21 protein-coding genes and 1 pseudogene are annotated in these 24,763 nt (G+C 53.1%); 9 read left to right on the forward strand and 13 right to left on the reverse strand.

The annotated features are described in order from the left end of the window. The first annotated feature begins 2 nt into the window (after positions 1-2). Genes C812_RS13030 through C812_RS13040 form a run of 3 tightly spaced genes read left to right on the forward strand, consistent with a single transcriptional unit; the run spans position 3 to position 3,435 of the window. On the forward strand, positions 3-1,565 hold the full coding sequence (locus tag C812_RS13030) for an efflux RND transporter periplasmic adaptor subunit (protein ID WP_016313115.1): 1,563 nt from the start codon (positions 3-5) through the stop codon (positions 1,563-1,565). Next, positions 1,565-2,266 carry an ABC transporter ATP-binding protein gene (locus C812_RS13035; protein WP_016313116.1) on the forward strand — a complete coding sequence of 234 codons (702 nt, stop codon included), beginning with the start codon at positions 1,565-1,567 and terminating at the stop codon, positions 2,264-2,266. The genes C812_RS13030 and C812_RS13035 overlap by 1 nt, the downstream gene beginning before the upstream one ends. Beyond that, positions 2,263-3,435, forward strand: a complete 1,173-nt coding sequence (locus C812_RS13040) for an ABC transporter permease (RefSeq protein WP_016313117.1) — start codon at positions 2,263-2,265, stop codon at positions 3,433-3,435. Before C812_RS13035 ends, C812_RS13040 begins: the two co-directional genes overlap by 4 nt. Positions 3,436-3,800: 365 nt before the next feature. Here the strand turns inward: C812_RS13040 and C812_RS13045 are convergent, their stop codons facing one another. The 6 genes from C812_RS13045 to C812_RS13070 form a co-directional block, all read right to left on the reverse strand. After that, a complete protein-coding gene (locus tag C812_RS13045; RefSeq protein ID WP_016313118.1) occupies positions 3,801-4,088 on the reverse strand; it encodes a hypothetical protein in 288 nt (95 codons plus the stop codon). A 174-nt stretch (positions 4,089-4,262) separates the two neighbouring features. After that, complete coding sequence (locus C812_RS13050; RefSeq protein WP_028539678.1) at positions 4,263-4,613, reverse strand: type II toxin-antitoxin system PemK/MazF family toxin; 351 nt, start codon at positions 4,611-4,613, stop codon at positions 4,263-4,265. 3 nt (positions 4,614-4,616) lie between these two features. Next, positions 4,617-4,898 carry a CopG family ribbon-helix-helix protein gene (locus tag C812_RS13055; protein WP_016313120.1) on the reverse strand — a complete coding sequence of 94 codons (282 nt, stop codon included), beginning with the start codon at positions 4,896-4,898 and terminating at the stop codon, positions 4,617-4,619. Between the two features lie 247 nt (positions 4,899-5,145). Next, positions 5,146-6,327 (reverse strand): alanine racemase, encoded by a 1,182-nt coding sequence (alr, locus tag C812_RS13060; RefSeq protein ID WP_016313121.1) that lies wholly within the window; start codon positions 6,325-6,327, stop codon positions 5,146-5,148. 214 nt (positions 6,328-6,541) lie between these two features. Further along, positions 6,542-7,660 (reverse strand): LolA family protein, encoded by a 1,119-nt coding sequence (locus C812_RS13065; RefSeq protein ID WP_016313122.1) that lies wholly within the window; start codon positions 7,658-7,660, stop codon positions 6,542-6,544. Between the two features lie 155 nt (positions 7,661-7,815). Continuing rightward, positions 7,816-8,415: a TetR/AcrR family transcriptional regulator gene (locus C812_RS13070; RefSeq protein WP_036625152.1), complete on the reverse strand. Its 600-nt coding sequence runs from the start codon at positions 8,413-8,415 to the stop codon at positions 7,816-7,818. 127 nt (positions 8,416-8,542) lie between these two features. Between C812_RS13070 and C812_RS13075 the strand changes: the two genes are divergently transcribed. After that, on the forward strand, positions 8,543-9,100 hold the full coding sequence (locus tag C812_RS13075) for a hypothetical protein (RefSeq protein ID WP_016313124.1): 558 nt from the start codon (positions 8,543-8,545) through the stop codon (positions 9,098-9,100). A 334-nt stretch (positions 9,101-9,434) separates the two neighbouring features. On the opposite strand, the gene C812_RS13080 is transcribed toward C812_RS13075, so the two are convergent. The 6 genes from C812_RS13080 to C812_RS13105 all read right to left on the reverse strand — a co-directional run bounded on the left by C812_RS13080 (position 9,435) and on the right by C812_RS13105 (position 17,213). Then, entirely contained in the window at positions 9,435-10,688 is a 1,254-nt protein-coding gene (locus tag C812_RS13080) for an MDR family MFS transporter (RefSeq protein WP_016313125.1), read from the reverse strand. 72 nt (positions 10,689-10,760) lie between these two features. Next, the gene (locus tag C812_RS13085) at positions 10,761-12,572 is read right to left on the reverse strand and encodes a cache domain-containing sensor histidine kinase (protein ID WP_036625155.1); all 1,812 of its coding nucleotides are present in this window, start codon (positions 12,570-12,572) and stop codon (positions 10,761-10,763) included. Positions 12,573-12,582: 10 nt separating this feature from the next. Continuing rightward, the gene (locus C812_RS13090; RefSeq protein ID WP_016313127.1) at positions 12,583-13,413 is read right to left on the reverse strand and encodes a response regulator transcription factor; all 831 of its coding nucleotides are present in this window, start codon (positions 13,411-13,413) and stop codon (positions 12,583-12,585) included. A 177-nt stretch (positions 13,414-13,590) separates the two neighbouring features. Continuing rightward, positions 13,591-15,282, reverse strand: coding sequence for an extracellular solute-binding protein (locus C812_RS13095; protein ID WP_016313128.1), 1,692 nt, complete (start codon positions 15,280-15,282; stop codon positions 13,591-13,593). An 82-nt stretch (positions 15,283-15,364) separates the two neighbouring features. Continuing rightward, entirely contained in the window at positions 15,365-16,258 is an 894-nt protein-coding gene (locus C812_RS13100) for a carbohydrate ABC transporter permease (protein ID WP_016313129.1), read from the reverse strand. 19 nt (positions 16,259-16,277) lie between these two features. Next, entirely contained in the window at positions 16,278-17,213 is a 936-nt protein-coding gene (locus C812_RS13105) for an ABC transporter permease (protein ID WP_127576765.1), read from the reverse strand. Positions 17,214-17,465: 252 nt separating this feature from the next. Between C812_RS13105 and C812_RS13110 the strand changes: the two genes are divergently transcribed. From C812_RS13110 to C812_RS13120, 3 genes are all read left to right on the forward strand, one after another. Next, on the forward strand, positions 17,466-18,821 hold the full coding sequence (locus C812_RS13110; protein WP_016313131.1) for an amino acid permease: 1,356 nt from the start codon (positions 17,466-17,468) through the stop codon (positions 18,819-18,821). Beyond that, the gene (locus C812_RS13115) at positions 18,779-19,024 is read left to right on the forward strand and encodes a hypothetical protein (protein ID WP_036625158.1); all 246 of its coding nucleotides are present in this window, start codon (positions 18,779-18,781) and stop codon (positions 19,022-19,024) included. Before C812_RS13110 ends, C812_RS13115 begins: the two co-directional genes overlap by 43 nt. 251 nt (positions 19,025-19,275) lie before the next feature. Beyond that, a complete protein-coding gene (locus tag C812_RS13120; protein ID WP_016313132.1) occupies positions 19,276-21,741 on the forward strand; it encodes an alpha/beta hydrolase family protein in 2,466 nt (821 codons plus the stop codon). Between the two features lie 75 nt (positions 21,742-21,816). Here C812_RS13120 and C812_RS13125 read toward each other — a convergent pair whose 3' ends face one another. After that, the gene (locus tag C812_RS13125) at positions 21,817-22,374 is read right to left on the reverse strand and encodes a GbsR/MarR family transcriptional regulator (RefSeq protein WP_016313133.1); all 558 of its coding nucleotides are present in this window, start codon (positions 22,372-22,374) and stop codon (positions 21,817-21,819) included. Between the two features lie 347 nt (positions 22,375-22,721). Between C812_RS13125 and C812_RS13130 the strand changes: the two genes are divergently transcribed. Beyond that, positions 22,722-23,969, forward strand: a complete 1,248-nt coding sequence (locus C812_RS13130; protein WP_016313134.1) for a quaternary amine ABC transporter ATP-binding protein — start codon at positions 22,722-22,724, stop codon at positions 23,967-23,969. Next, positions 23,929-24,760 (forward strand): annotated as a pseudogene (locus tag C812_RS13135) (ABC transporter permease); the annotation flags it as partial. The gene C812_RS13130 and the pseudogene C812_RS13135, both read left to right, overlap by 41 nt. Between the last annotated feature and the right edge of the window lie 3 nt (positions 24,761-24,763).

Raw genomic sequence — 24,763 nt, forward strand, 5'->3', positions numbered from 1 at the left:
TGATGAAGAAGAAATGGTTATGGATTGGGGGCGGAGCCTTAGCTCTGGTCGCCATCGCCCTCATCCTTGTTCTAAAGCTGCCGGACAAGCAGAATCAGACGGCGGCGCCCGTTCAGAATACGACCCGGGTCAGCAAAGGCGACATCACCGTCAGCGTATCCGGATCAGGCACCATCGTCTCCACTGAGAGCGAAAGCGTGCGTACGAAGGACGAGGGGAAAGTCAGTGAAGTTCTGGTCAAGACGGGCGATGTCGTGGAAAAAGGCCAGGTGCTGCTCACGTTTGAGGGCACAGATCACACCGATAACATCAAGGAGCAGCAATCCTCCCTGGAAATGCAGAAACTGGATCTCGTAGATTTGCAAAATCAGTTTAAACGACAGGTACAAGAAGGTGCCGATGAGGAGACGTTAAACGCAACGAAAAAATCAATCGCCAAGCAGGAGCTAAACATCAGCAATACGGAAGCGGAGATTGCCAAACTGCAGGAGGAAATGGTACCTCCCAATCCGTTAACCTCCCCGATTGGCGGCACAGTCACCGCAGTCAACATTACCGCCGGGGAACAAGCCAAAAGCGGGAGCGAGCTGTTTGTCATTAACGATTACCAGAAGCTCAGCGTCAAAATTCAGGTGGACGAACTGGATATTCCCAGCGTCACAAAGGGCATGAAGGCGAACGTTCAAGTTGACGCTTTTCCGGATCAGACTTTTGAAGGTGTAGTCTCTGACATCGCGAATGAAGGGACCACCTCGGGCGGTGTGTCGTTATTTGATGTCACGATCGCCCTGAACCATTCCGAAGGCGTGCGGGTAGGCATGTCAGCGGAAGCAACGATCATCACGGAGGAAAAAAAGGACATCTTGACCCTGCCAATCGAGGCAGTTCAACAGCGAGGCGACCAGTATTTCGTCATACTGCCCGAAACGGAGAACAACGAGAACAACGCGACAGGTGGTGCCGTGAGTCCGCGAGGGGCAGGCGGCGGTCCGACAACAGGCAACACGCCGGCCAAAGGTAGTGCACCGGCCACGGATAATGCGCCTACCACAGGCAGCCCTCCAACTGTAGGCGATGCGCCAGCCATGGGCAGCATCCCGGCTGGAGGCAGTGCGCCCAGCACAGACCGTCCTGCACGGCCGGATACGACAGACGTTGCTGCTGAAGGGACGCCGCCGCAGGGCGCTGCCTCTGGAAGCAGCGGCGCTGGAGAAGCCCCGACCAATCGCCAAGGTCGAAGCGCTGGAGCAAGCCGAACCGTCGGGGGAATCAGCAGCATGAACGGGCGCATCCAAGTCGTTGAGGTTGGCGTGCATAACGAATCGTATATTGAGATTGTCAGCGGACTAACCGAAGGCCAAGCAGTGGTGATCCCGACGTTCGTCAGCAACTCATCAAGTTCCTCTTCCCAACAACAAATGAGAATGCAAGGAGGATTCGGCGGAGGTGGTGCTGGATTTGGTGGAGGCGGCGCAGGATTCGGCGGAGCCGGAGGTGCAGCTCCCAGCGGGGGCGGTCCGATTCCATCCGGCAGAGGCGGGTTCAGCGGCGGAGGTGGCCGGTAATGGCGGCACTCTCTCCCCCGCTGATTGACGTGCAGCACCTCGGACACGGCTACCGGATGGCTGGTGAGATGATGACCGTGCTCAGCGACATCAGCTTTCAGGTCCAGCATGGTGAGTTTGTTGCCATCATCGGCCCGTCCGGCTCCGGGAAGTCGACGCTGATGAACATGTTAGGCTGTCTGGACGTCGCCAACGAAGGGACGTATTTGCTTGATGGACAGGACGTACGCAAGTTGTCCGATAACAAGCTGGCTACGATTCGTAATGAGAAGATCGGGTTTATTTTTCAACAGTTTAATCTATTGCCCAAATTAACCGCCTACGAAAATGTCGAGCTACCGCTGATCTACCGCAACGTCCCGCACAAGGAACGAAAAAAATCAGTCGAAGAATCGCTCCGTCTCGTTGGTTTGGAAGAACGAATGCACCATCGCCCCTCCGAGTTGTCAGGCGGGCAACAGCAGCGGGTGGCCATCGCCCGTGCAATCGCAGGCTCCCCGCCGCTCCTGCTCGCGGATGAACCGACCGGCGCGCTGGACAGCAAGACCGGCATCGAAGTGATGAATAAGATGAGGGAATTAAATGCTCTCGGCCACACGATCATAATTATCACCCACGATCTGTCCATCGCGGAGCAAGCTAAGCGGATCATTCGCATCCAGGACGGACGAATTGTTGAAGATCGGGGGAACGGGGCATGAACCTTCTGCAAAGCATCAAAATGGCTTGGAAAAGCATCGCGGGAGCGAAGATCCGCTCTTTTCTTACCATGCTAGGCATCATTATCGGCGTCTCTTCGGTGATTACGCTCGTATCTGTAGGACAAGGCACCACGTCGCAGATTACCGAACAGCTCGAAGGCTTAGGAACCGACCTGCTGACGGTGAATATTATGGGCCGGGGCAGCGCCACGTCGCTCTCCTATGAGGAAGCGATGGCTCTGGGAGAAATCGAAGGAGTGAAGGCGGTATCCCCCGTGATTAACGGTTCTGTGACGGCCAAGAAAGGCACGGTAAATGACAGCCTTTCGGTAGAAGGCATTGCGCCTTCCTACGAGGAAGTTCAGGATTTCCACGTCCAGGCGGGTCGCTATATCATCGACATGGACAACGAGTTTCGCATGAAGGTGGCGTTGATTGGGACCGAAGCGGCTGAGACTTTTTTTGGAGCAGATAATCCAATTGGGCAAATGATTCAGCTGAACGGCAGCAGCTTCAAAATCGTTGGGTTGTTGGAATCCAAAGGCTCCAGCCTGACCGCCTCCAATGATAATAAGCTGTTGATCCCAATCGCTACGGCCGAGCGCTTTCTGCAGAGCCGCGGCGTCCGATCGATTACGGTACAGGTCGAGGACACCAAGCAGATAGAAACCGTCAAAACGTCGCTGGAAGCTGTCTTGGACAAAAAGTTCCAAAACGCTGACAACGCCTACAGTATCTTTAACTCTCAAGAGATGCTGGATACGCTCAACTCGACCACGCAAATGCTGTCGCTGGCACTTGGCGGCATCGCCGGTATTTCGCTGCTTGTCGGCGGGATCGGGATCATGAACATCATGCTCGTCTCCGTCAGCGAACGTACTCGGGAAATCGGCGTTCGCAAAGCGATTGGGGCCAAAAAGCGTGACATCCTGATGCAGTTCATGGTCGAATCAACGACGCTCAGCGGCTTCGGCGGCTTGATTGGCATCGGGCTGGGCTACGGCGCCAGCGCATTGATCGGGCACTATTCATCGCTGACGACCACCGTTTCGTTCCCGATCGTCCTGATCGCTTTTGGCTTCTCCTTATTTATTGGCATCATCTTTGGGATGATCCCAGCCAACAAGGCGGCCAAGCTCCGCCCCATCTACGCGCTGCGGACCGATTGAACCGCTAATGACAGCAAATGTGTTCGAAAAATCGAATACATTTCGGCAGATCCCACCATTTGGGGCGTGATATATATGAAATTTCATATAGAATGTGCCCTCCAGGGGCCGGAATCCGAGATTATATATGAAAAATCGAATAGATTCCGCTGCTCCCCTGGTGATCCGTCCGTTTATATATGAAAAATCGAATACATTCTGCCATTATCCCACTCAGTCAGCGCATTTATATTTGAAAATTCGAATAGATTGCACCAAAATTCCGCGTTTCGGCGAAATCTATCTTCCGCCACCAAGCCAAAAAAGTGCAAGCCGCCAAGGAACCCTCTCCCCAGCGCGCTTGCACTTTACTCTTTACTACATGCTTAGCCCACTCCATAAACCGAGGCCATGCAATCGACGAACATCCGATTGTATTCCTGCCGGGTCAGGTCCTTGTTGCACTGGATATCCCGCCCTAGGAATTGGTACCAGGTGATCTCGACCTGATCTTTTTTGTACAGGAACCGGCCGTTCGTTAATAAAAACTTGTCGTTGTCAAAGGGCACGATGTTCTCGTAATCCAGCTTGCTGCCTTGCTGCTCGGCCACGAACGTCGCCAGCAAAATCAACATTTTGAAGGGATCGTCATAGATTTCATATTGAGCGTTCAAACGGCAACCTCTCCTTTATCCGTGATTACTCCCATCGTACTCGAATTGTCCGCGTGACAAATAGGAAATTTATAAGATCCTATATCAATTTTATCGCAAAATAAACAACGCCCCGGAGCAACGTCCGGAGCGTAAAAAAGTCATTCTAAAAACGCACACATGAGTAATAAATGTTCAAAAATCAATTAAACCGAGACTGATGAGCAGTGATTCGTTCACTTTCTTCATCGTCTCCTCATCCAAATGCGTAATTTTATCCGTTAGTCTTTGTTTATCGATCGTTCGAATTTGCTCCAGCAAGATGACGGAATCCCGGTCAAATCCGTGAGTTGCCGCATCAATCTCCACATGAGTCGGCAATTTCGCCTTTTGGATTTGTGCCGTAATAGCAGCAACAATGGCTGTTGGGCTAAATCGATTTCCGATATCATTCTGGATGATAAGCACCGGTCTGACCCCGCCCTGCTCAGAACCTACCACAGGGGAGAGATCTGCAAAAAAAACGTCGCCGCGCTTTACGATCAATGTTTACACCCCGCTTACTAGGCGGTCCAGAGTGATGTCTGCATCTTCTTCCGCATGGAACGCTTCGGAGGCCATGGACAAATTAATTTTGGCCATCTCCATATAGCCGCGCTGCATCGATTCTCGGATAAACCGTTTCTTCCGCTCGTTCAAATACAGCTTCATGGCCTGCCTGATCAATTCGCTGCGATTGGAGTTCTCCATCGCCACGATTCCATCAACTTCCTGCAATAGCTGATCCGGCAAACTGATCATGATTCTTTTGGTGTTATGCATATTAGCCATCTTAAAACTTCCACCCCCAAAACCTACTCGCCCCTGTTTCCTGATAATCAGTATAGCATTATTCAAGGAAATTTATACAAAAGAAATATATGCCGAGCGTATATCAAGTATGCTGCATTTCATTATAAACAAAAACAGTAGTGCCGTACATACCTGATCATTTCCATGTTTAGTATTCGATAGACCTGGCATAAAATCCTTCACACAGGGAAAGTTTTGTTGAAATTTGTCTGCTGCGCCAATTCTGTCACAGCAGCGGGTTCAGCAATAAGACCGATTCGCCCTTTCGTTTGTACACCCGAGGCACTCGGTGGGCTATCATGCAAATCAACTCGTAATGGATCGTTCCCATGGCGGAAGCCAGCTCCCCGGCGGTAATTTCCTCGCCGGCTTGCCGGCCGATGAGCACAACCTCTTCGCCGGCTTGAATTTCTTCGGCTTCCTCAGCCAAAGCTTGAAGCGACACCATACATTGGTCCATGCATATAACGCCAACTACAGGGACTCGGCGGCCGCGTATTAGTACTTGCGCCTTACCGTTTAACATCCGTGAATATCCATCGGCATACCCGATCGGAAGCGTGGCAATCCGCTCTTCCTGTTCGGTGATGTATCTCGCTCCATAACTAATGGCAGAATGGGCAGGCAATGTCTTGACCCGTACCGTTTCCGTTTTAAGCGAGATAACCGGGGTGAGCTGCACTTGATCACGTTTCACCTCGTCGGACGGATACAAACCGTACAATGCGATGCCAATGCGGACCATTTGCACCGACAATTCCGGCATATCAATGGCGACGGCGCTATTTCCCGTATGTATGATTGGGATGCGAATATTATGCTCCCGCAGCGCTTCCACCACGCCCTGGAACCGGCGATATTGTTCCAATGTATAGCTTTTGTCTTCCTCGTCCGCCGTGGAATAGTGAGTGAACAAGCCTTCCACTTCCACATGCGGCACTTGCATAGCCTTGCGTACAAAGGCGACCGCCTCATCTCCAGGCAGCAGTCCGACGCGGCCCATGCCGGAATCGATCTTGATATGGACTTTCAGCTTATGCGGGAACTCCGCAGGATTCAGCGCTTCAATCGCCTCCAGCACTTCGTGGCTGAAGACATTTAGCGTGACATCATGTTCCCAAGCGGTGCGAACCCCGTGTGGCGGCGTATATCCTAGCACGAGAATCGGCAGCTTAATGCCGGCTTTCCGAAGCTCCAACGCTTCGTCCAGAAAAGCGACACTAAGATAATCCGCGCCGATCTGTTCCAACTCCTTCGCCACTGGTACAGCACCATGCCCATACGCATTAGCTTTTACGCATGCCAGCATTTTCATGTCCTTCGGTTGTCTTCTCCGTAATTCCTCGAAATTGCTGCGCAGCGCGTCCAAATCAATTTCCGCATGGGTTGGTCGATACATCACTTGCACTTTCAGGTCACCTTCTCCAAAGATTGAGAGTTCAAATATCTGAGCAATATCCTAATGGTAATGTTCATGGATGCGGCTGTCAATTCTGCAAAAGAACCCAATTCCTGAGAAGGAGTTTATTTTGTTAAAGACATCATTATAGAAGAAAGAGGCGAATCGACGGGGCCGGGGAGCATGCTCCTTCGGCACAGCCGCAATCCGCCTGTTCCTTGTGTTACTTACCGGTTTGATCCTGCATCGAAGCGGCAATTTTCACCATTTCAGTCACCGGCAAATTCTCGCTCGTAATCCGGAATTCCAAACCGTCCACTGTCCAAGTCAGCGTCCGCAGGGTATCGCCGGTCAGCAACCCCCACGTAAAGCCCATATCGATTAACTCACCCGGTACGAGCGATGCAGTGCGGTCTGGCGAACGCGTCTCCGACAGCGTAAATTGATATGTACCGTCATACCGCAGCAGTACGGTCGTACGATCGGTGCCTTCTACGGCTTTGTCGTCCTGGTACAAGACACCATCCGGCAGATACGTTGGGATAATCACGCCAAAAGGTTCCGTTAACGCCGGTGCAGCCGAAGTGTCGCCATTCGTTTCCTCGGTTGCTGCATCGCCGTTTGCGCTCGTTGCCTCATCCGTTGGCGTCTTCTCCACAAGCATGCCATTCTCATCGACTTCCAGCAGTGTGCCTTGGGAATTCTGGGCAGCCGTATCGAGGTTATGCTGCATGTCAAACGAGTTCTTGTCAAACTTAGTGCCAAAGTCGAACTTATCGAATTTCACTTCGACGACGACTTTTGCTTCAGCATCGGATACCTGAACTTGCTTCGGTGCATAGTTGTCCTTGGCCAACCAGATTTTTTGCCGGACTAGAGCATGGGTGTTGTAATTCGCCGCAACTTCAAAGATGTAGCTGTCCTTGTCAGTTTCAAATTGCCGCGAGCTGTCGCTTAAGATGCTGCGAGCCAGCGTTTGATACAGATACACTTGACCTTGGTTCTCCGGCCAGTCGCTTTGGAAGCGGAAGCTCTTGTTCAGGCTTGGCGTCAGTACGAATACGCCTTGTTCGTTGCGGAGCACGATTTGCGTTACATCCTTCTGCGCATTGGTGAGCGCGATCCGGTAGTACGACGGGTTTTGGTACCAGACCTCCACCTTGTACTCCTGAGGCTTGTCACCCGTATAAAGCGTCATCGTGCCGGAGCCCTGATAACTCTCCAACTGGGCAACCAATTTGTCCAAATCCTTGACGACGCCGTCGGCGTCCTTTTTCCCGCATGCAGCCAGCACGAAGCTTAAGGCTATCACGATGGTCAGCATCCACGTGAAACGGCGCATGAGATCATCCCCTCTGCAGTTTGATTTCCTAAACTGATACATGTCTATGAGGGAACTTGGCCGATTATGCAGACTAGCCCCGGCTTGACCGAAAGACAAGTAGCCGGATTTGGGGATACCCGTTGCAATTGCTGACGATGGAAGATGATTGCAAGCTATTGATCCTTGGATGCATTCGTAATCGAATCTAGATGAGCCTCCAGGACGCGGTTGATTTGGTCTGGACCTACCCGCAAAGGATCAAGCAAGGCATGCAAGGTGAGGCCGTCGATCAACGCGTGCAGCCGCACCGTTTCCATCTCCGGATCCAACCCGGCTTGCAGCAACCTATGCTGATCCAAAGTGGTGATCAATCGCTGCATCAAGTCGTACAACCCGTCATGACGCGCATCAAACTTCCCCGGCTTATGCCGGAAATAGGCCGTAAACGCCATCCACACCTCCGCTTCCGCCCGGGTCTCCTCACGGGTCGGCACGACCTCCTGCAAAATCCTCAGCACCTTCTCCAGCGGCGGCAGATCCATTCCGGAGATTGCGATGATCCGTTCTGTTACTCTCTCCTTGACCAGGTTCATCGCATATCGCAGCAGCTCCTCCTGCGAGCTGAAATCATGGCGCAGCGCTCCGGGCGAAAGTCCCGCTTCCTTGGCAATATTGCGCACGGAGGCCCCTTCCATCCCCTGCTCCAATATCACCCGCCAGGTAGCTTCAGCGATAATCTGTTTTCTTTGTTCATGATCTACTAGTTTTGGCATGCTCCTAGTTTAGCACCTCCAAGGCGGATCACACAATTTATTTAGTACAGTTGTATTAATTAAAACAGGATGATACAATACACTCAACTTTTACATTTTATCTATACCGGAATTACAGGAGGTCATTATGAACTTTATTGCATGGATGATTGTAGCCTGTGAGATCGCCTTTTGGATCGTGATTCTCGCGGGACTATCCGTCCGTTACGGATTAAAGCGGCCAAAGCTGGGAATGGCCCTGCTCGCATTGACGCCGGTGATTGATCTGGTGCTGTTCGTCCTCACGGGAGTCGACCTGTACAACGGTGCCGTTGCGACGACCGCCCACGGGATCGCAGCCGTCTATATTGGAGTCTCGATTGCTTTCGGCAAGAGCATGATCGATTGGGCTGATCGCTGGTACCGTTATTTGTTCATCAAGGACAAGGACGCTAAACCACCTAAACGTTATGGTATGGAGTATGCCAAACACGAGCTGAAGGGATTTCTGCGCCATGCCCTCTCTTTCCTGATTGGCGGAGCACTGCTCCTTGGCATGATCACCTTCATCAACGATCCGAGCCGGACGGAAGCGCTGGGCGGGATCTTGCGTGTCTGGGGGATCGTGCTTGTCATCGATGGCCTCATTATGATTTCCGCGTTCATCTGGCCCAAGCAACCGAAACCTAAAACGGACCGGGCTTGATCGCCCGATCCGTTGTCAATGGTATGTACCTGCTGTCCCCAACTTATATCAGTTACCTGTAAAAAGTACCGTTAATTTCGATAAATATAGCCATTGTGTTCAATTAACTGGAAATTCTAACGTTAATTCTGCCCGGAACCGCCCATAGGCGCTGATTCGAGCAAATTAACAATAGAATTTCCGGTTATTTTCGCCAAACCGTCTGTATGCCCCGAATTTAACGGTAGAAAATCCCGTTAGTTGATCCGGTCCCGCGATGCTATTTTCTCCGCCGCCAGACTTCAAAGGAATGGCACCCACATCAGCACATCGGCCCTATCAGCATATCAGCTTCTCAACTAGGCACTCCCGCCTCCGCCTCAGCCTTCATAACCAGCGCTTCTTCCTTCACAGTCAAGTGACGCTTCGCCAGCAGCAGGAACGGCACGCCGCAAGCCGTCGTCAGCGCAATGATCCCAAAGATCAGCAAAGCCTGCACGGCACCAAAGGCATCCAGCAGAAAACCGCCCACCAGCGGTGCAAGTACATTGCCTAATTGGTTGAATCCAAACATCCCGAAATACGTCCCGCGCAGCGACGCAGGGGCAATCCGGTCAACCAGCACGTCCGTCATCGTAAACATCAGCACTTCGCCGATCGTAAAGATCACCACACCCACCAGGAACGCCCAGACCGCATGCACCGAGCCGAACAGCAGCAGGCTGCCGGACACGAACAGATTGCCCGCAAGCAGCGGCACAATCGGCGAGAAACGGCCGGCAAACTTGACGATTGGGAACTGCACCGCCAACACGACAATGGCGTTCAGCGACAGCATATAGCCAAACAGCTTAGCTCCGTCCTGGATGCCCGGCGTCATCTCCAGATACTGTGCCAGCGTGGAACTGAAATGGCCGTACCCCAGCACACAGAAGATCATGCCGATCAGAACATATAAGAAAGTACGATCTCGTCCAGTCACTTGCATAGCGCCCTTCAACGTCAAGCGCTCGCCGGCTCCATGCCCCGCGTTTCCGACTTCTTTATGCAGGATAAACTGAAAAACAAGAACCAGACCATATACCAAATATACAATTCCCGCGAAATAAAAGGCCAACCCTGACTCTGAAGCCCCCACTTGCAACCCAAGAATCGGCCCAATGACAACACCGAGATTGATCGCGGCATAACGCAAATTAAAGACCAGCATTTTGCTTTCTTGCGGCGTGATATCAGCCAGCAGCGCCCGGGAGGTTGGCTCGAACAGCGCACGACAGAGCCCGTTTAGCGCGTTCATAATAAAGAAGAGCCACACTTGGTTCGCCATTCCAAAGCCGATAAACACCAGCACCCAGCCAAATATCGAAATATACAGCACCCGCTTGCGTCCAATGACGTCCGAGATGTAACCGCCGTAGAAGCTGGCGAATACCCCAATCAATGAACTGACCGCAACGACAACCCCAGTCTCAGAGGGAGATGCTCCAAGCGATTTAATCAAGTAGATCGATAAGAACGGAATGCTCATGGACGATGCCATCCGTCCAAAGATCGTCCCAACAATAATCGTCCAAGACAAGGGATGAATCTTCTTAAGTTGTGAGTTCATTGTGATTTCGCCTTCTTTATTCACAAGATGTTCAAAACTATCTCCCTATTTAAACCGCGAAATCAATAGTTGTCAAGACTTGTCAGAAGAAGAAATGCTTGACGTTCCTGTAGAGGCACGAAAACCCGGCATTTCCTCACCATGAGGAACGGCTGGGAACCGGATCAGCACCGTCGTACCGATCCCGGGGCGGCTAAACATCTTCACCCCATATTCCGAGCCAAAATGCAGCTGAATGCGGCTGTGAACATTCCGAATGCCAAAGCCGCCATCGGCTCCCGGAGCTAAATCGAGCACTTGCCGCTGCCGTTCTTGCGTCATCCCAATACCGTCGTCAATAATTTTGAAGCTGACCACCCGCCCGTCCGTATATCCAAGAATCCGAACGTGGATCGGATCGCCAAACCAGGCATGCTCCAGCGCATTCTCAATAAACGGCTGCAGCACAAGCTTCACCGTGGCTAAGGACAAGATAGCCGGGTCCACCTCAAAGTCGAACGACACCGCCTCACCAAACTTCGTTCGCTGAATGTTAATATACGCTTCGGCCTGCGCCAGCTCGCTATAAATCGGGATGATCGTCCGTCCATCGCTGAGCGACAAACGGTAAAATTTCGCCAAGTCCAGCACCATGCGCTGCAGCTTGTCAATCTCCCCGAACTTAGCCAGCCGGCTGATCGAGGACAACGTATTATAGAGGAAATGCGGGTTGATCTGCGCTTGCAGCGTTTCCAGCTCAGCCTCTTTTTTCTCAAGCCTGGTCAGATAGACCTGCTCAATCAACTGCTCGATATTTTGTCCCATCTCATTCAAGGCGGAGGCGATCTGGGAAAATTCGTCCTTCCCCCGGTAGCGCATCCGTTTATGCAAATCTCCCTCGCGGAAGGCGTTTAGCACCGAGACGATTTTCGTCACCCGGATCGAGAAATAACGGGAGACAAACATACCGGCAAACGTAAACACAATCAGGCACAACACGCAGATTAAGGTCACAAACCAGCGCACCTTCGCCGAGTCCCGTTCCATGATCGTCAGGGGCACCTGGGCCGTCAGCACCCATCCGGGGCCATCGAGCTCCTCTTGGATCGTCAAATATTCGGCGGTTCCCGAGGATGATGTAACCCCTCCGGACTCGTATAACGTCTCCCCCGCCCCATCCTGGATTAGCAGCTGGCTGCCTTCACCGATTTTGCGGTAATCCAGCGCCTCAAACAGCTCGCCGATGCGAACGCTGAGCCTTAAGAAGCCGATTTCCCGTAAATCGAACGGCGTATTGCTATCGACCAACCGGCGCAGCAGCGAGATTCGATCCTGATCCCGATCCTTCTCCACCTGCCGCCAAACAAGCGTCTCTCCGTATCGCTCCTCCGGGAAATCGATGTACCACGCTTTATGCTGAAGCCGGCTTAAATGATAGATATTATAGTTGCCTTCCAATGCATCCGGGTTCTCATTCACAAAGGAGCCGTGATAAATCTCAGGCAAGGTATCATTCTCGAGAAAAACGTACATGGCAAGCTTCAAGCCGGTCGCATTCATGGCGATATGTAGCTTGGGCTGAAGCACCATCGTCGTTCGTTCATAACTGCTCCAGCCCTCCTCATAACTGCGCAGCTGCGTAATCAGCGTGTAATCGTGATAGAGCATCGAGGAGACGCGCTCGACATCGGCCAGTTTATATTCAACGTTATCCCGGATTTGCAGCAGTGTCCCCTGAATATTACTGCGGGTCTGATTGCGAATCGACTCCTGATAGAGAGAATGGGAAAAATACCCGATCGCCAGCACCGGAATCAAAATAAATACGAGGTAGGTCAACATCAGCTTGTAGCCAAACGGAAGGTAACGCGGGGCCTGGGGCAGCGTGACGCGGTGGATCTTCATCAAGTTGGATTCACTCCCGTTTGCGGAATTCCATCGGCGTCATCCCGAAGGTCTCCTTAAATTGCCGGCTAAAGTAAGGGATATAGCGGTATCCGACCTGACCGGCGACCTCGTAAATTTTCACCTCAGGGTCCCTGAGCAGCTCGCGCGCCCGTTCCATTCGCAGCTCGGTCAGCATTTCACTGAAGCCTTGACCCGTTTCTTCCTTAAAAAGATGTCCCAGATAATTCGGCGAAAAGGCAAATTGCTGAGCGATGTTCTTTAAAGTGAGGTTCTCATGGAGGCGCTCCTGCATCGTCGCGATGATTTCCCGGATCAGCCGGCTGCAGCCTGGCACGGGTTGCGCTTCATTCAACTGCGTCGCAGCTCGCTGCTCCTGCTCGTCCTCCAGCCGCTTTACGCCCTGTGCTTGCAACGCCTGCATCATTTTTAGATACTGTTCCTCCGTCCGCTTCCGATTCGCTTCGTGCTCCAATTCCAGCGTAATTTGCCGGAGCGAGGCGACCAGCTCGTCATCGTCCATCGGCTTCAGTACATAGCTGCAGGCTTTGAGGGAGAGCGCCTGCTTCACATAATGAAAATCCTGGTGTCCGCTGACAAACACTACGCGGACGTCCGGCTTCCGGTCCATCGCCCGGCGTGCCAACTCCAGTCCGGACATATGCGGCATATTAACGTCCGTTACCAAAATGTCAATGGCCTGCCGCTCCATCAACTCGCAGGCTGAGAAGCCATTGCTTACGGCGCCCACCACCTCCATCCCCAGCTCGGACCAGGGTATAAACGTTCTCATGCCCTCCAGGTCAAGATGCTCGTCATCAGCAAGCAGTACCTTGTACACGATCGTGTCAGCCCCCTTTTTTCCTTGCGGAAATTCGGTTTCAGCTCCGTTTCCCCCTAAGTATACCCGGCCTCCCCGTTCGTTGAGAACGGAGAAATTCCTCTAATCCTCCCCGCCCTGCGCTACAGGAAAAGGGAGCCTCATCCATCGGCTCCCACCCAAAAATTTCTCTTTCGCTTAATTGCCCTGAATCATCTTCAAATTCTCATGCCAGCGCTGAGTGTAGTAATCCAGCAGCTTCTCGAACCCGATGGCCATCGTGTCCTCATGCGCTTTGTCGAGAATCGCCAGCGCTTCTTCATCCGTCTTCGCATACAGCGCTTGTGCTCTGGCTTTCTGCCAAATGTCCTTGCCGCTTTGGAAGGTGATGCCCTCCTCGGTATCCGGCAACGGGAACAAGTTGATGAACTCCGTCGCATCGCCTTGCGTTTTCCAGGTAATCTCGTACTGCCAGTAAGTGGACCAGTTCCGTTCACTCTCCGGCAACGTGGCTTCGAACTTGCCTTTAATATCGTCAACGTAGACGGTATTCCCCACCCACATCAACGGGTCCATCTTTGCTTGATAATCAGCGAGTTTTTCTTTCTCCAGCGTATATTTCTCCGTGAACTTCGGCGTGATGCCGTCCGCTTCCCGTCCTTCCCAGAACTCGCCTTCCACGCCCCACATTTGCAAGGTCATCCCCTCCGGACCGGTCCACCAATCCAAGAACGCGAAGATCGCTTCCGGATTCTTGGCGCTGGTCGTAATGACCGCCGCGTTCCAGCCGAGCATGTTATAGGTGCCGGGATAAATTTTGTTTTTATCCAGTCCTTCCTTATGAATCGGCCAGATCATGAAATAGCCGGCGTCCGGATCGTTTTGCGTCAAAGCGGCATGGGCCTGCATCGCATACAAGGTCGGATTGGAGGAAGTGTACACCGCCACCCGGCCGTTCATCAGCTTCTCCTGCACCTGGTCTCGCGTTTGCGTCATGGCGTCCTGCGTCATCAGCTTCTCGCGGAACAGCTTCGCCGCATAAACCACCGATTCCCGGAACGGTTCGTCCTTGTAGATCGAAGTCATTTTATCTCCGTTAGGTACGGCAAAATAACGCGGGAAACTCAAATTATTCTCCTTAAACGCGGAGTAAATCTGATCGAGCCCGTGACCTTCGCTGGCCAAATCCGTCTCCAGCGGAATGACGTCCGGATATTTCTCCTTCACCAGCTTCAGGTAATTGTACAGATCATCGGTCGTTTCCAGTTTAGGTGAACCGAGCTCTTTATAGATCTTCTTGTTCACCACCCAGCCGGCATTGCCGTTCGGACGGTTCGTGTACCAGTTCGGGAATTGATACAGCTTGCCGTCAGGGGATCGCAGCATGTTCATGGCCTTTGGATCGAGCCATTTTTTCAAGTTCGGGTATTTCTCGATATAATCGTCCAGCGGCACCAGCAGACCGGCTTCACGCAGCCTTTCTACATCCGCGCCCCGCTCGCCCCAAATGACGTCCGGCAGATCGCCGGAGGCAATCATCGTGTTTAGCTTTTGCACGGTATTTCCGCCGTTTGGAATTTCAGTAATGTTCACCTTTTTGTTCTCTTTCACCCAAGCTGTCGTTTCGTCGGCGCCCCATTTGGGCATGGTGTACCAGTCATAGTTGCCGTACAGCGTGAATTCCAGCGGCTCCTTCCCCAGTTCAAAAAGCTGCGATTCCGCAGACTCCGCCTGGTTCGTCCCCGTATTCCCACTGTTCTCCTTCGGCGTTTCGGCAGAATTACCGCCACTCGCGCTGTTGTCCCCGCCGCCGGAACATCCGGCCAGGATGAAGGCAACTGCCATAAAGATGATCATCAGTTGGCTGAACCGTATTCCCCGCTTTTTCATACGACTGTTATCCCCTTTCGACTTTCATTTTTATGTTCAAAGCAGAACCATCTGCCCTAAACGCCGCCTGCAGTTCATTCAACTACTCCTTTAAAGACCCCACCAGCACCCCTTTGACAAAATACTTCTGCACAAACGGATAGACGAGAACGATCGGGATCGTTGCGACCATCATGGTGGCCATCGACAGCGATTTGCTGGTGACGGTTTTGGCCTGCGCCATATGGGCTTGTGCCGCCGCATCCAGGTTCGCGGTCTGCTCGGAGACGATGTTGGAGGCGAGAATCTGCTTCAAAATCGTCTGAATCGGCAGCAGCTCCTCCTTCGAAATGTAGATGCTGGCGATAAACCACTCGTTCCAGTGACCAACCGCGGTAAAGAGCGATAACGTTGCAATGACCGGTCCCGACAGCGGCAGCACGATGCGGAACAAGGTGCCCCAATTGCCGCAGCCGTCGATTTTGGCCGATTCCTCTAAGCCTTGGGGCAGCCCTTGGAAGAAGGTACGAAAGATGATCATATTCCAGACCCCAATGAGCGAAGGAATGATATATACCCAGAAGGAGTTAAACATCCCCAGATTCCGGATCAACAGAAACGTTGGAATCAATCCGCCGGAAAAATACATCGTAAAAATACACATCAGCATATAAAATTTACGTCCCATCAGCTCGCGCTTGGTCATCCCATAAGCGAAGATCGCCGTGGCCAAGATGGCGCTGACCGTGCCGACGACGGTCCGAAGGACGGAGATGATAAATCCCGACATCAGCCGTTCATCCTGGAAGACGACCTCGTAATTTTCCAGGGTGAAGGAGCGCGGCCAGAGGGTAATCCCGCCTTTTGCGGTATCCAGCCCTTCGTTCAGCGAGATAGCAATGGCATTCAGGAACGGATATAACGTGGAGAGGGAAAAAACGGTTAAGAAGACGTAAATGAAAGCAACCATGACCCGGTCGCCTCTGCTGTTATACATCGCGGACACCTCCTCCTGATTACCATAAGCTGTTGCCGGATCGGCGGGCTACGTAGTTCGCGATGGTCAACAGCCCGACGCTGACGACCGCTTTAAACAACCCAACGGCGGTAGCATAGGAATAGCGGTAATTGTTGATCCCCACCCGGATCACGTACGTATCGATGACGTCAGAGACATCTCGCAGCGCCGGGTTCACGGCCAACACGAGGATATCTTCAAAGCCGGCGCTCAGCAAATTGCCGATCGCCAGAATCATAAAGATCGAAATGACCGGCATAATCGATGGAAGCGTTATCAAATAAATCTGTTTAAAGCGGCTGGCCCCATCAATCGAAGCCGCCTCATAGGTATGGGGATCTACCCCGGCAATCGCCGCCAAGTAGACAATCGAGCCAAAACCGATTTCTTTCCATACATTGGTCGTGATCAAAATGGTCCAGAAGTATTCGGGCAGTGACAGGAAGTTAATCGGTTCCTGAATCAGATTCAACCGCTCCAGCAGCATGTTTAAGCTCCCGTTATCCGTGGCGAGCATCGAAGCAACTAGACCGCCGAGAATAACCCAGGACATAAAATGCGGCAGATACGTAATCGTCTGAACAACTCGTTTGAAGACCATTTTCCGCACTTCGTTCAGCATTAAGGCCAACAGGATCGGTGCCGGAAATCCAATCAGAAATTTCAGCAGGCTAATGACGATCGTATTGCGCATCACCGTGTAAAAATCCGGCGAGTTAAAGAAGTAAGCGAAATGCTTCCAGCCCACCCACGGACTCCCCGTAAAGCTGTGCCCGATCTTGTAGTCCTGAAAGGCGATCAAAACGCCATACATCGGGATATAACTAAACACGAAGATGAGGGCAAGCGCCGGGAGGACCATCAACTGCAGATCAATTTGCCGAATAAAACGCTCGAGCCCACTCTTCCTTCTTGGATAAGGCACTTGCGGCATGACGGGTTCGGGCTGCATTTCCCGATCCGTGGATAATCGGGCCATAGATGCTTCTCCCCTTTACGCTGTTTTTATCTTGAAAATTATTGTATATTGGCTGCCGGCCCCTGCCTATCTGACCAATCAACGAAATGTGATACTATTCAACCGGGTATGATGTCATTTCCTCCATCGGGCGAATTGGTGTAAGATAAAGTCCGTATTGCTTATCCAACTAGTGGATTCAACTTAGATTTAGGGGGCTTTGTTCACGTGAAATCTGATTCCTCAACTTTGCAGAAAAAATTGCTGCCCCGCCACATCAGCTTTATGGCCATGGGCGGTGTCATTGGCACCGGGATCTTCAAAGGGAGCTCTGAGACCGTCAGCCTGGCTGGACCTGGCGTGATTTTTTCTTATGCCTTTGCCGGCTTACTGCTGCTGGTCGTCATGGGTGCCATTGCCGAGATGGCGACAGTGTATCCCGGCCGCAACATGAAGGACTTCATCCGGGAAGCTTTTGGCGAACGCATCTCTTTCATTTTGGGCTGGATGTACTGCTTCATGTGGCTGGCCGTATGCGTGATCGAAGTGATTGCCGCCGGCAGTTTCCTGCAGTTCTGGCTGCCGGACGTCCCGCTTTGGGTGCTCAGTCTAGCCAGCGCCGCCTTTATTCTGGCCATCAATCGAATGAGCGTGGCCGGTTACGGTGAGTTTGAATTTTGGCTGGCTGGGATTAAGATCGCGATGATCATCGTCTTTATTCTCCTAGGCGCAGCCATGCTGTTTGGCCTTCTCCCTGGAACGAGTGCTCCGTTCCCGCACAATTACCGGGATTACGGCGGCTTTTTCCCGAATGGATGGACGGCGATCTTCTCAGCGCTCCTGGTCGTGATGTTCTCCTACGGCGGCTCTGAGCTGATCGGATTAACCTTGTCGGAAGCCAAGGATGCGGAGAAAGTATTGCCCCGGGTGGTCAAAAGCTTTATTTTGCGCGTGGTGCTGTTTTACACGTTACCGATTCTGATCATTTGCGGACTGATTCCCTGGAACAGTCTCAGCGAGCAGACCAGCCCGTTCGTGCAGGTACTGTCCTCGGCGGGCTTACAGGGGGCAGCGCATCTGATGAACTTCATTCTGATTACGGCAGTCTTGTCCGCCGCGAATTCCGGCATCTATGGCGCGACCAGAATGCTCCATTCGATGGCTGCCGGCGGGGAAGCTCCGGCGAAGCTGGCGCGGATTTCCGCCAAGGGCGTGCCGGTGAACAGCTTGATTCTTTGCGGAGTTGTCCTGATCCTCGGCTCCATGCTGGCCGTCTTTAATCAGGCAGGTTTGTTCCGTCTCTTGATGGCGGTCCCCGGCTTTGTCGTGCTGCTCGTCTGGATCACGATCTGCTTGTCCCAATTAAAGCTGCGCAAGCGTTATCCGAAAGCGCCTAGCTTTAAAGTCTGGGGATTCCCCTATATTACACTGTTGACGGTGATCGGTCTCGTCGTCATTGCGCTGCTGTTCCTGTTCGACACGCAGAACCGTATCAGCATCGGCACCTGTCTGGCGGTGCTGCTCCTGCTGATCGTCTGGTCATGGGTCCGTTTCCGTCCGCGCTCGGGCCAGAGTCAGCAGTAGCGCTGGAGCTGGCCTTTACAGGATTATCCCGCTGGGTCAGCGGCTTGATGGGCTCGTGCTGGCCCTTTTACGGCATTATCCCGCTGGATCAGCGGCTTGGTGGGGCTGAGGCTGACGTTTTTTACAGCATTATCCCGCTGGGTCAGCCGAATCAGCTTGGTTTTGTAGACTTCTGCTCGGCCAAATGGGTCTCTTCGAACTGATGACCTGCGAACATCACTAGCCTAACGCGCCTTTCGGACTTCCTGAAGATCACTCAGACTTCACTGATGGAACGGGATAATCCTGCAAAAGTGGTGTAGCGGGTCATCAATAGCGGCTTGGTTCGGTAGGGCATCGAGCATCTGATCAAGCTGAACTTGCTAATTCGGCCCCTGTTTTCCCCTGTTTCTCCCGGTCCTTGGCCCATGTTACAATAAAGGAAGGGAGAGACTACGAGATTTTGGGGGAAGCCATGGAAATTCAGGTGGTTACTGAACTTTTACTGAGCAAGCCGACGCTGCGTTACCGGATCGCTCGCCGTATCCGGAACGCTTACCGATACGATACCGCCTTTTGGCGATTCGCCATTGCCGGCCCCTGGGGGGCCGGCATGTTCGCGTTTGGCCTACTGGCGCTCGGGATGCCGACCGGGCTGGGGAGTCCGGTCGATCTGCTGCTGTTCCTGCTCGCAGGAACGCTGGGCCTGTACCTGACCGCCCACATCACCGCACTGCTGCTGGCTTTGATCGGCCTGCCGATCCCCCGCCTGTTTACAGGGGCGGTCTTGTTTGATTTTGCCGCGAGCTTCGTTATTTTCTACTCTAACGAAGTTGCGCTGCCCGCGGCGTTGGTCATCGCCGCGGTGATCAGCCTGGCGGGCATCTCCGCCGGGCTGTTGGCAGGAACGCTCGCCAGCCGGAGGCTGCGGCGGCGCCATAAAGCCGCAGCCTCCCTCATGGCGGCGCTGCTGGCGGCCATCGCCGCGATCTGGCCGTTCGCGGCGAGTCCCGGGAGCGGCTCCGCCGTGCCGGCCTATCAAGGCGTGCAAAGCGCCGGGATCTGGGAAGCCGGCGAAGCCGATGGTGACAAGGCGCGCGACGTCGCAAGCAGCGACGCCGCCGCCAGTTCAGCGGCCGTGCCAAGCTTGGCCGAGCTGCTAGACAGCCCCGCTGAACCCGGGCCTTATGAGGTGTCGACCTTCACCTACGGCAGCGGGAACGACGCTTGGCAGCCCGAATACGGGGAAGCGGTCGACATCACCTCCGGGACGGTGGATGCCTCCGCCTACATTAAGAAGTGGTCCATCTACCGGACCGCCTATTGGGGATTTAATCAGCGAGCACTGCCGCTGAACGGGAGAGTCTGGATGCCTGTCGCAGCAGAGGAACAGGACCACACCAACCTAGGGAACAGCGCTACCGATAGCCATACTCGGTACCCGCTCGTGCTGATCGTTCACGGGAATCACCTCATGGAGGATTTCTCCGATGACGGATACGCTTATCTGGGAGAACTGTTGGCCAGCCGAGGGTTTACCGTCGTATCCGTCGATGAGAACTTCTTGAATTACTCCGTATGGACGGGAATTCCCGATAACGATATGAAGGTTCGAGCCTGGATTTTGCTGAAGCATTTGCAGCAGATTGGCGTTTTTGCCGACGAACCTGGTAACCCGTTATATCACAAAATCGACTTCACCCGCATCGGACTGGCGGGCCATTCCCGCGGCGGGCAAGCGGTGGCGATGGCTGCGGATTACAAAGATTGGTTCGCGGACGACGCGGAGCTGATATCGAGCTTAGAGGACGTCCAGATTCAAGCGGTTGCAGCGATCGCCCCCACCGACAAAAAGGTAGACGGAAAATACACCCAGCTTAAGGATGTCAGCTATTTGACATTGCAAGGCGCACGGGATGGCGATGTCAGCGACTTCGACGGCGACCGGCAGTACATGCGCACGAGTTTTTCGCCGGGAACGGATCGGTTCAAAGCTTCGCTGTACATCGGGGACGCCAACCATAGCCAGTTCAACAGCAGCTGGGGCGGTCGGGACGTCAGTTATCCGAAGGGCATTCTGCTCAGCCGAAACGGGATGCTGTCTCCTTCCGAACAGCGGAGCATCGCGAAGGTGTACATCTCGGCTTTCTTCGAGGAAACGCTGCACGGTACGGCAACGGGGAGTAACGCTTCCGGCCTCGCTTCGGCTACAACTACCGATTCAGGACACAGCCGCTATCTTCCGCTGTTGCAGGATTACCGAACTGGCTTAGCCTGGCTCCCGGACACAGTGTATTACAATCGTTTCGAGAGCAGCACGTTTACTGCTTGGGCCCGCTACGATGAAGATTTCAACCGGTTAAGTCTTCCCGGAGGCGGGAAAGCATCGGGGAGCAACCTCACCTGGAAGGAAGAAGAGGCGAAGAACCGGCAAAACGGCACCAAGCCGTCCCGGGGAATCGTGCTGGAGCGTAAGTCTAGCAGCAACGACCCGTCCGCTTATACGTTAAGCTGGGAACAAGGTGCTCCCCTCCCAACCGGCGGCCCGCCGGAGGAGCTCGCCTTTTCACTCACCGACCGCAGCTTCGAGCTGGCGGATGAGCAAACCCCGGATGCCGCTCTAGCTTCCGGTTCCGTCAAGGTTGAGGTGGAGCTGACCGACGGCAACAGCACCTCTGTCCGCCTGCCGCTCAAGAGGTTTATGGAGATCGAACCGCTGCCTGTCACTTCATTTACGATCCATCCCTGGCTGGAACGCCACCTGTCAGGAGGCAAATACAAGCATCCAACCGAAGCGGTCTACCAGACATATCGTCTCGACCTAGCAGACTTTGCGGCTGCCAACCCCAGCTTCGATCCAAACACGGGGATCCAGCGCCTGACCTTCTATCTGAACGGCGGCGCTGCCAAGCTGATGCTGGATGACATCGGAGTCTACTGATACGCAAAAAAAAAACGCTTATTCCCCACGCTGCGCAAATGCCAACGTGCTTGGGAATAAGCGTTATATTTTTTATCAGGATTCGGTTTCCTTGGGGACCAGCTTATAGATCTCTCCGCTTTCCATCGCGTCGATCAGACGGTCCAGCCATTCGTAATATTTCACAGATTCTTTCATCTTACGGATGTCTTCTTCCAATACGTTGCGAAGCGGCTCGTCCTCCTCCACCGCCATCACCTTCGTTAATTCATCAATGGACCTACGCAGCACAAGGATATTGCTCTCCACCGCTTTTCTCCATTTAATCGCGAAGAAGTCCGTAAACGTCTGGTACCAGTCATATTCCACTTCATATAAGTCCTTGCGGGAGCCTTTCTCCCACACTTTATTGACCATTTTGAGATCCAGCAACGTGCGGACGCCCGTACTCATGCTGGTTTTGCTCATTTTCATTTCCTTGCCCATCTCGTCCAAAGTCATCGGCTTGTCAGCAAAGAACAGCAGCCCGTACAAGTGCCCTGTAGACAAAGAGATCCCGTACAAGTCCATGTTTCGGCCGATCGCCTCAATTACGCGTTTGCGTACCTTCATTAATAAAGCCTGTTGCTCATCGGTGAGCTGGTCCAAGCTCATGCTTGCAACCTCCTATTCATATGCAAAAACAACCTCCGCTGTGAACGCGTCGCCCGCACAGCTTAAGCTCTTTGCGGCTCAACGCTTATTCTATCTTAAGAAAGTCAACCCCAAAAGTAAAGAAGCAGCTTAGGGAGCATTTGGGAGGATATCGGAGCTATCTGTTGATTCGTTATGTTCAGTTTTTTCTGTACGTTCCTTACGTACGGTTTTCATCTTTGCGTAATTTTCATTCCATTTGTTACACTTACCTCACGGATTGATGGCGATATTGCCTCGCTGGGCATTTTTCTAAGCGAAGCCGAGATCGAAGGGGGAACTTCAAGCTATAGAAAAGGAGTGAATCTATGAATCAACCAATATTACAAGTCCGAGATGTTAGCAAGTTATTTGGTCCCCATGCTGAGCAGGCCATTCCATTGCTGAAGCAGGGCTATACCAAAGAACGTCTGCTCAAGGAAAAAGGCGTAACTGTCGGCGTTGGCCAAGTCAGCTTGGACATCCATGAAGGTGAAATTTTCGTCATTATGGGCTTGTCGGGGAGCGGCAAATCGACACTGGTTCGGATGTTGAATCGTTTGATCGAACCTACTGCGGGGGAAATTCTGCTGCATGGACGGGATCTCCGCAAAATGAACAAAGCTGAACTGCGCGAAGTACGGCGTAAATCGATCAGCATGGTGTTCCAGAAGTTTGCTTTATTCCCGCATCGCACGGTCCTGCAGAATGTGGAATACGGACTGGAAATTCAGAAAGTGGCCAAAAAAGAACGCCGCGATAAAGCGATGCAGGCCCTCGAGCTCGTCGGCTTACAAGGCTGGGAGCAAAAGATGCCGGATCAGCTGAGCGGCGGTATGCAGCAGCGGGTTGGCCTGGCCCGTGCGCTGGCCAATGACCCGGAAATCCTGTTGATGGACGAAGCGTTCAGTGCTCTCGACCCGCTCATTCGTCGTGACATGCAAGATGAGCTGCTTGAGCTGCAGGAGAAGATGAAGAAAACGATCGTCTTCATTACACATGATTTGGATGAGGCTCTGCGTCTTGGCGACCGGATCGCACTGATGAAGGATGGCGCGCTCGTCCAAATCGGCACGCCGGAAGAAATGCTGATGAACCCGGCCAACCGATATGTAGAACGGTTCATTGAGGACGTCGACCTGTCCAAGGTGCTGACCGCAGCCCGCGTCATGCGTCGACCGGAAACCGTTACGTTGGATAAAGGTCCCCGCGTCGCGCTTGAACTGATGCGTGAACGAGGCATCTCCAACCTGTTCGTCATCGGCCGGGGCAAACGCCTGCTGGGCGTCATTACAGCCGAAGACGCCTCCCGTGCTGCTAAGTCCGGGATTGGCCTGGAAGAAATTCTGATTACAGACGCCCCTCGCGTGGCTCCGGATACCGTGCTAAGTGACCTGTTTGAAGTCACAAGCTCTTCCAAGGTGCCGCTGGCCGTCGTTGACGAGCAGGATCGTTTGCTGGGCGTCATCGTACGCGGTGCCGTACTGGGAGCCCTCGCCGGAGAACATCATGAACTGAAGGAGGAGGTGCGCCCAGATGGAATTCATCCCGAAATTGCCGCTAGCCGAGTGGATTGAATCGCTGGTGGATGCCATGGAGCGGACGCTTGGAGGATTTTTCGACGGATTGTCCACAACGATTGAAACGATCGTTAACTTTTTCGCCGGATTGTTCCTGCTGCCGCATCCGCTGCTGTTTATTGCCATCGTTGGAATCATCGCTTATTTCATCGGAAAATGGCAGTTGGCCTTGTTCACCGTGATCGGGTTCCTGCTGATCGACAACCTTGGCTATTGGACCGAGACCATGAACACCTTAGGCCTGGTGATCACTTCCGGCTTGATCTCGATCCTGTTTGGCATTCCGATCGGGATCTGGTGCGCCTATAGCAAAATGGTCCATCGGATCATCTCACCGTTGCTGGATTTTATGCAGACGATGCCGGCGTTCGTTTATCTGCTGCCAGCGGTAACCTTCTTTAGCCTCGGGGTTGTCCCTGGGGTTATCGCCTCGGTGATCTTCGCGATCCCGCCGACGATTCGGCTTACCTATCTTGGAATCAAGCAAGTGAACGGCGAGTTGACAGAAGCGGCGAACGCCTTTGGTTCCACGGCTTGGCAGAAGCTGTTTAAGGTCGAGCTGCCGCTCGCTATGCCCACGTTGATGGCCGGAGTGAACCAGACGATCATGCTGTCGTTGTCGATGGTCGTCATCGCCTCCATGATCGGGGCGCAAGGCATTGGGGCCACCGTTTATCGGGCGGTTACCCAGCTTAAAATCGGGCAAGGCTTTGAAGCCGGATTGGCCGTGGTTGTCCTAGCCATCGTGCTCGACCGTTTTACGCAAAACCTGTTTAAATCCAAAACACAAA

The organism is Paenibacillus barengoltzii G22 (genome assembly GCF_000403375.2).
GTDB lineage: Bacteria > Bacillota > Bacilli > Paenibacillales > Paenibacillaceae > Fontibacillus > Fontibacillus barengoltzii.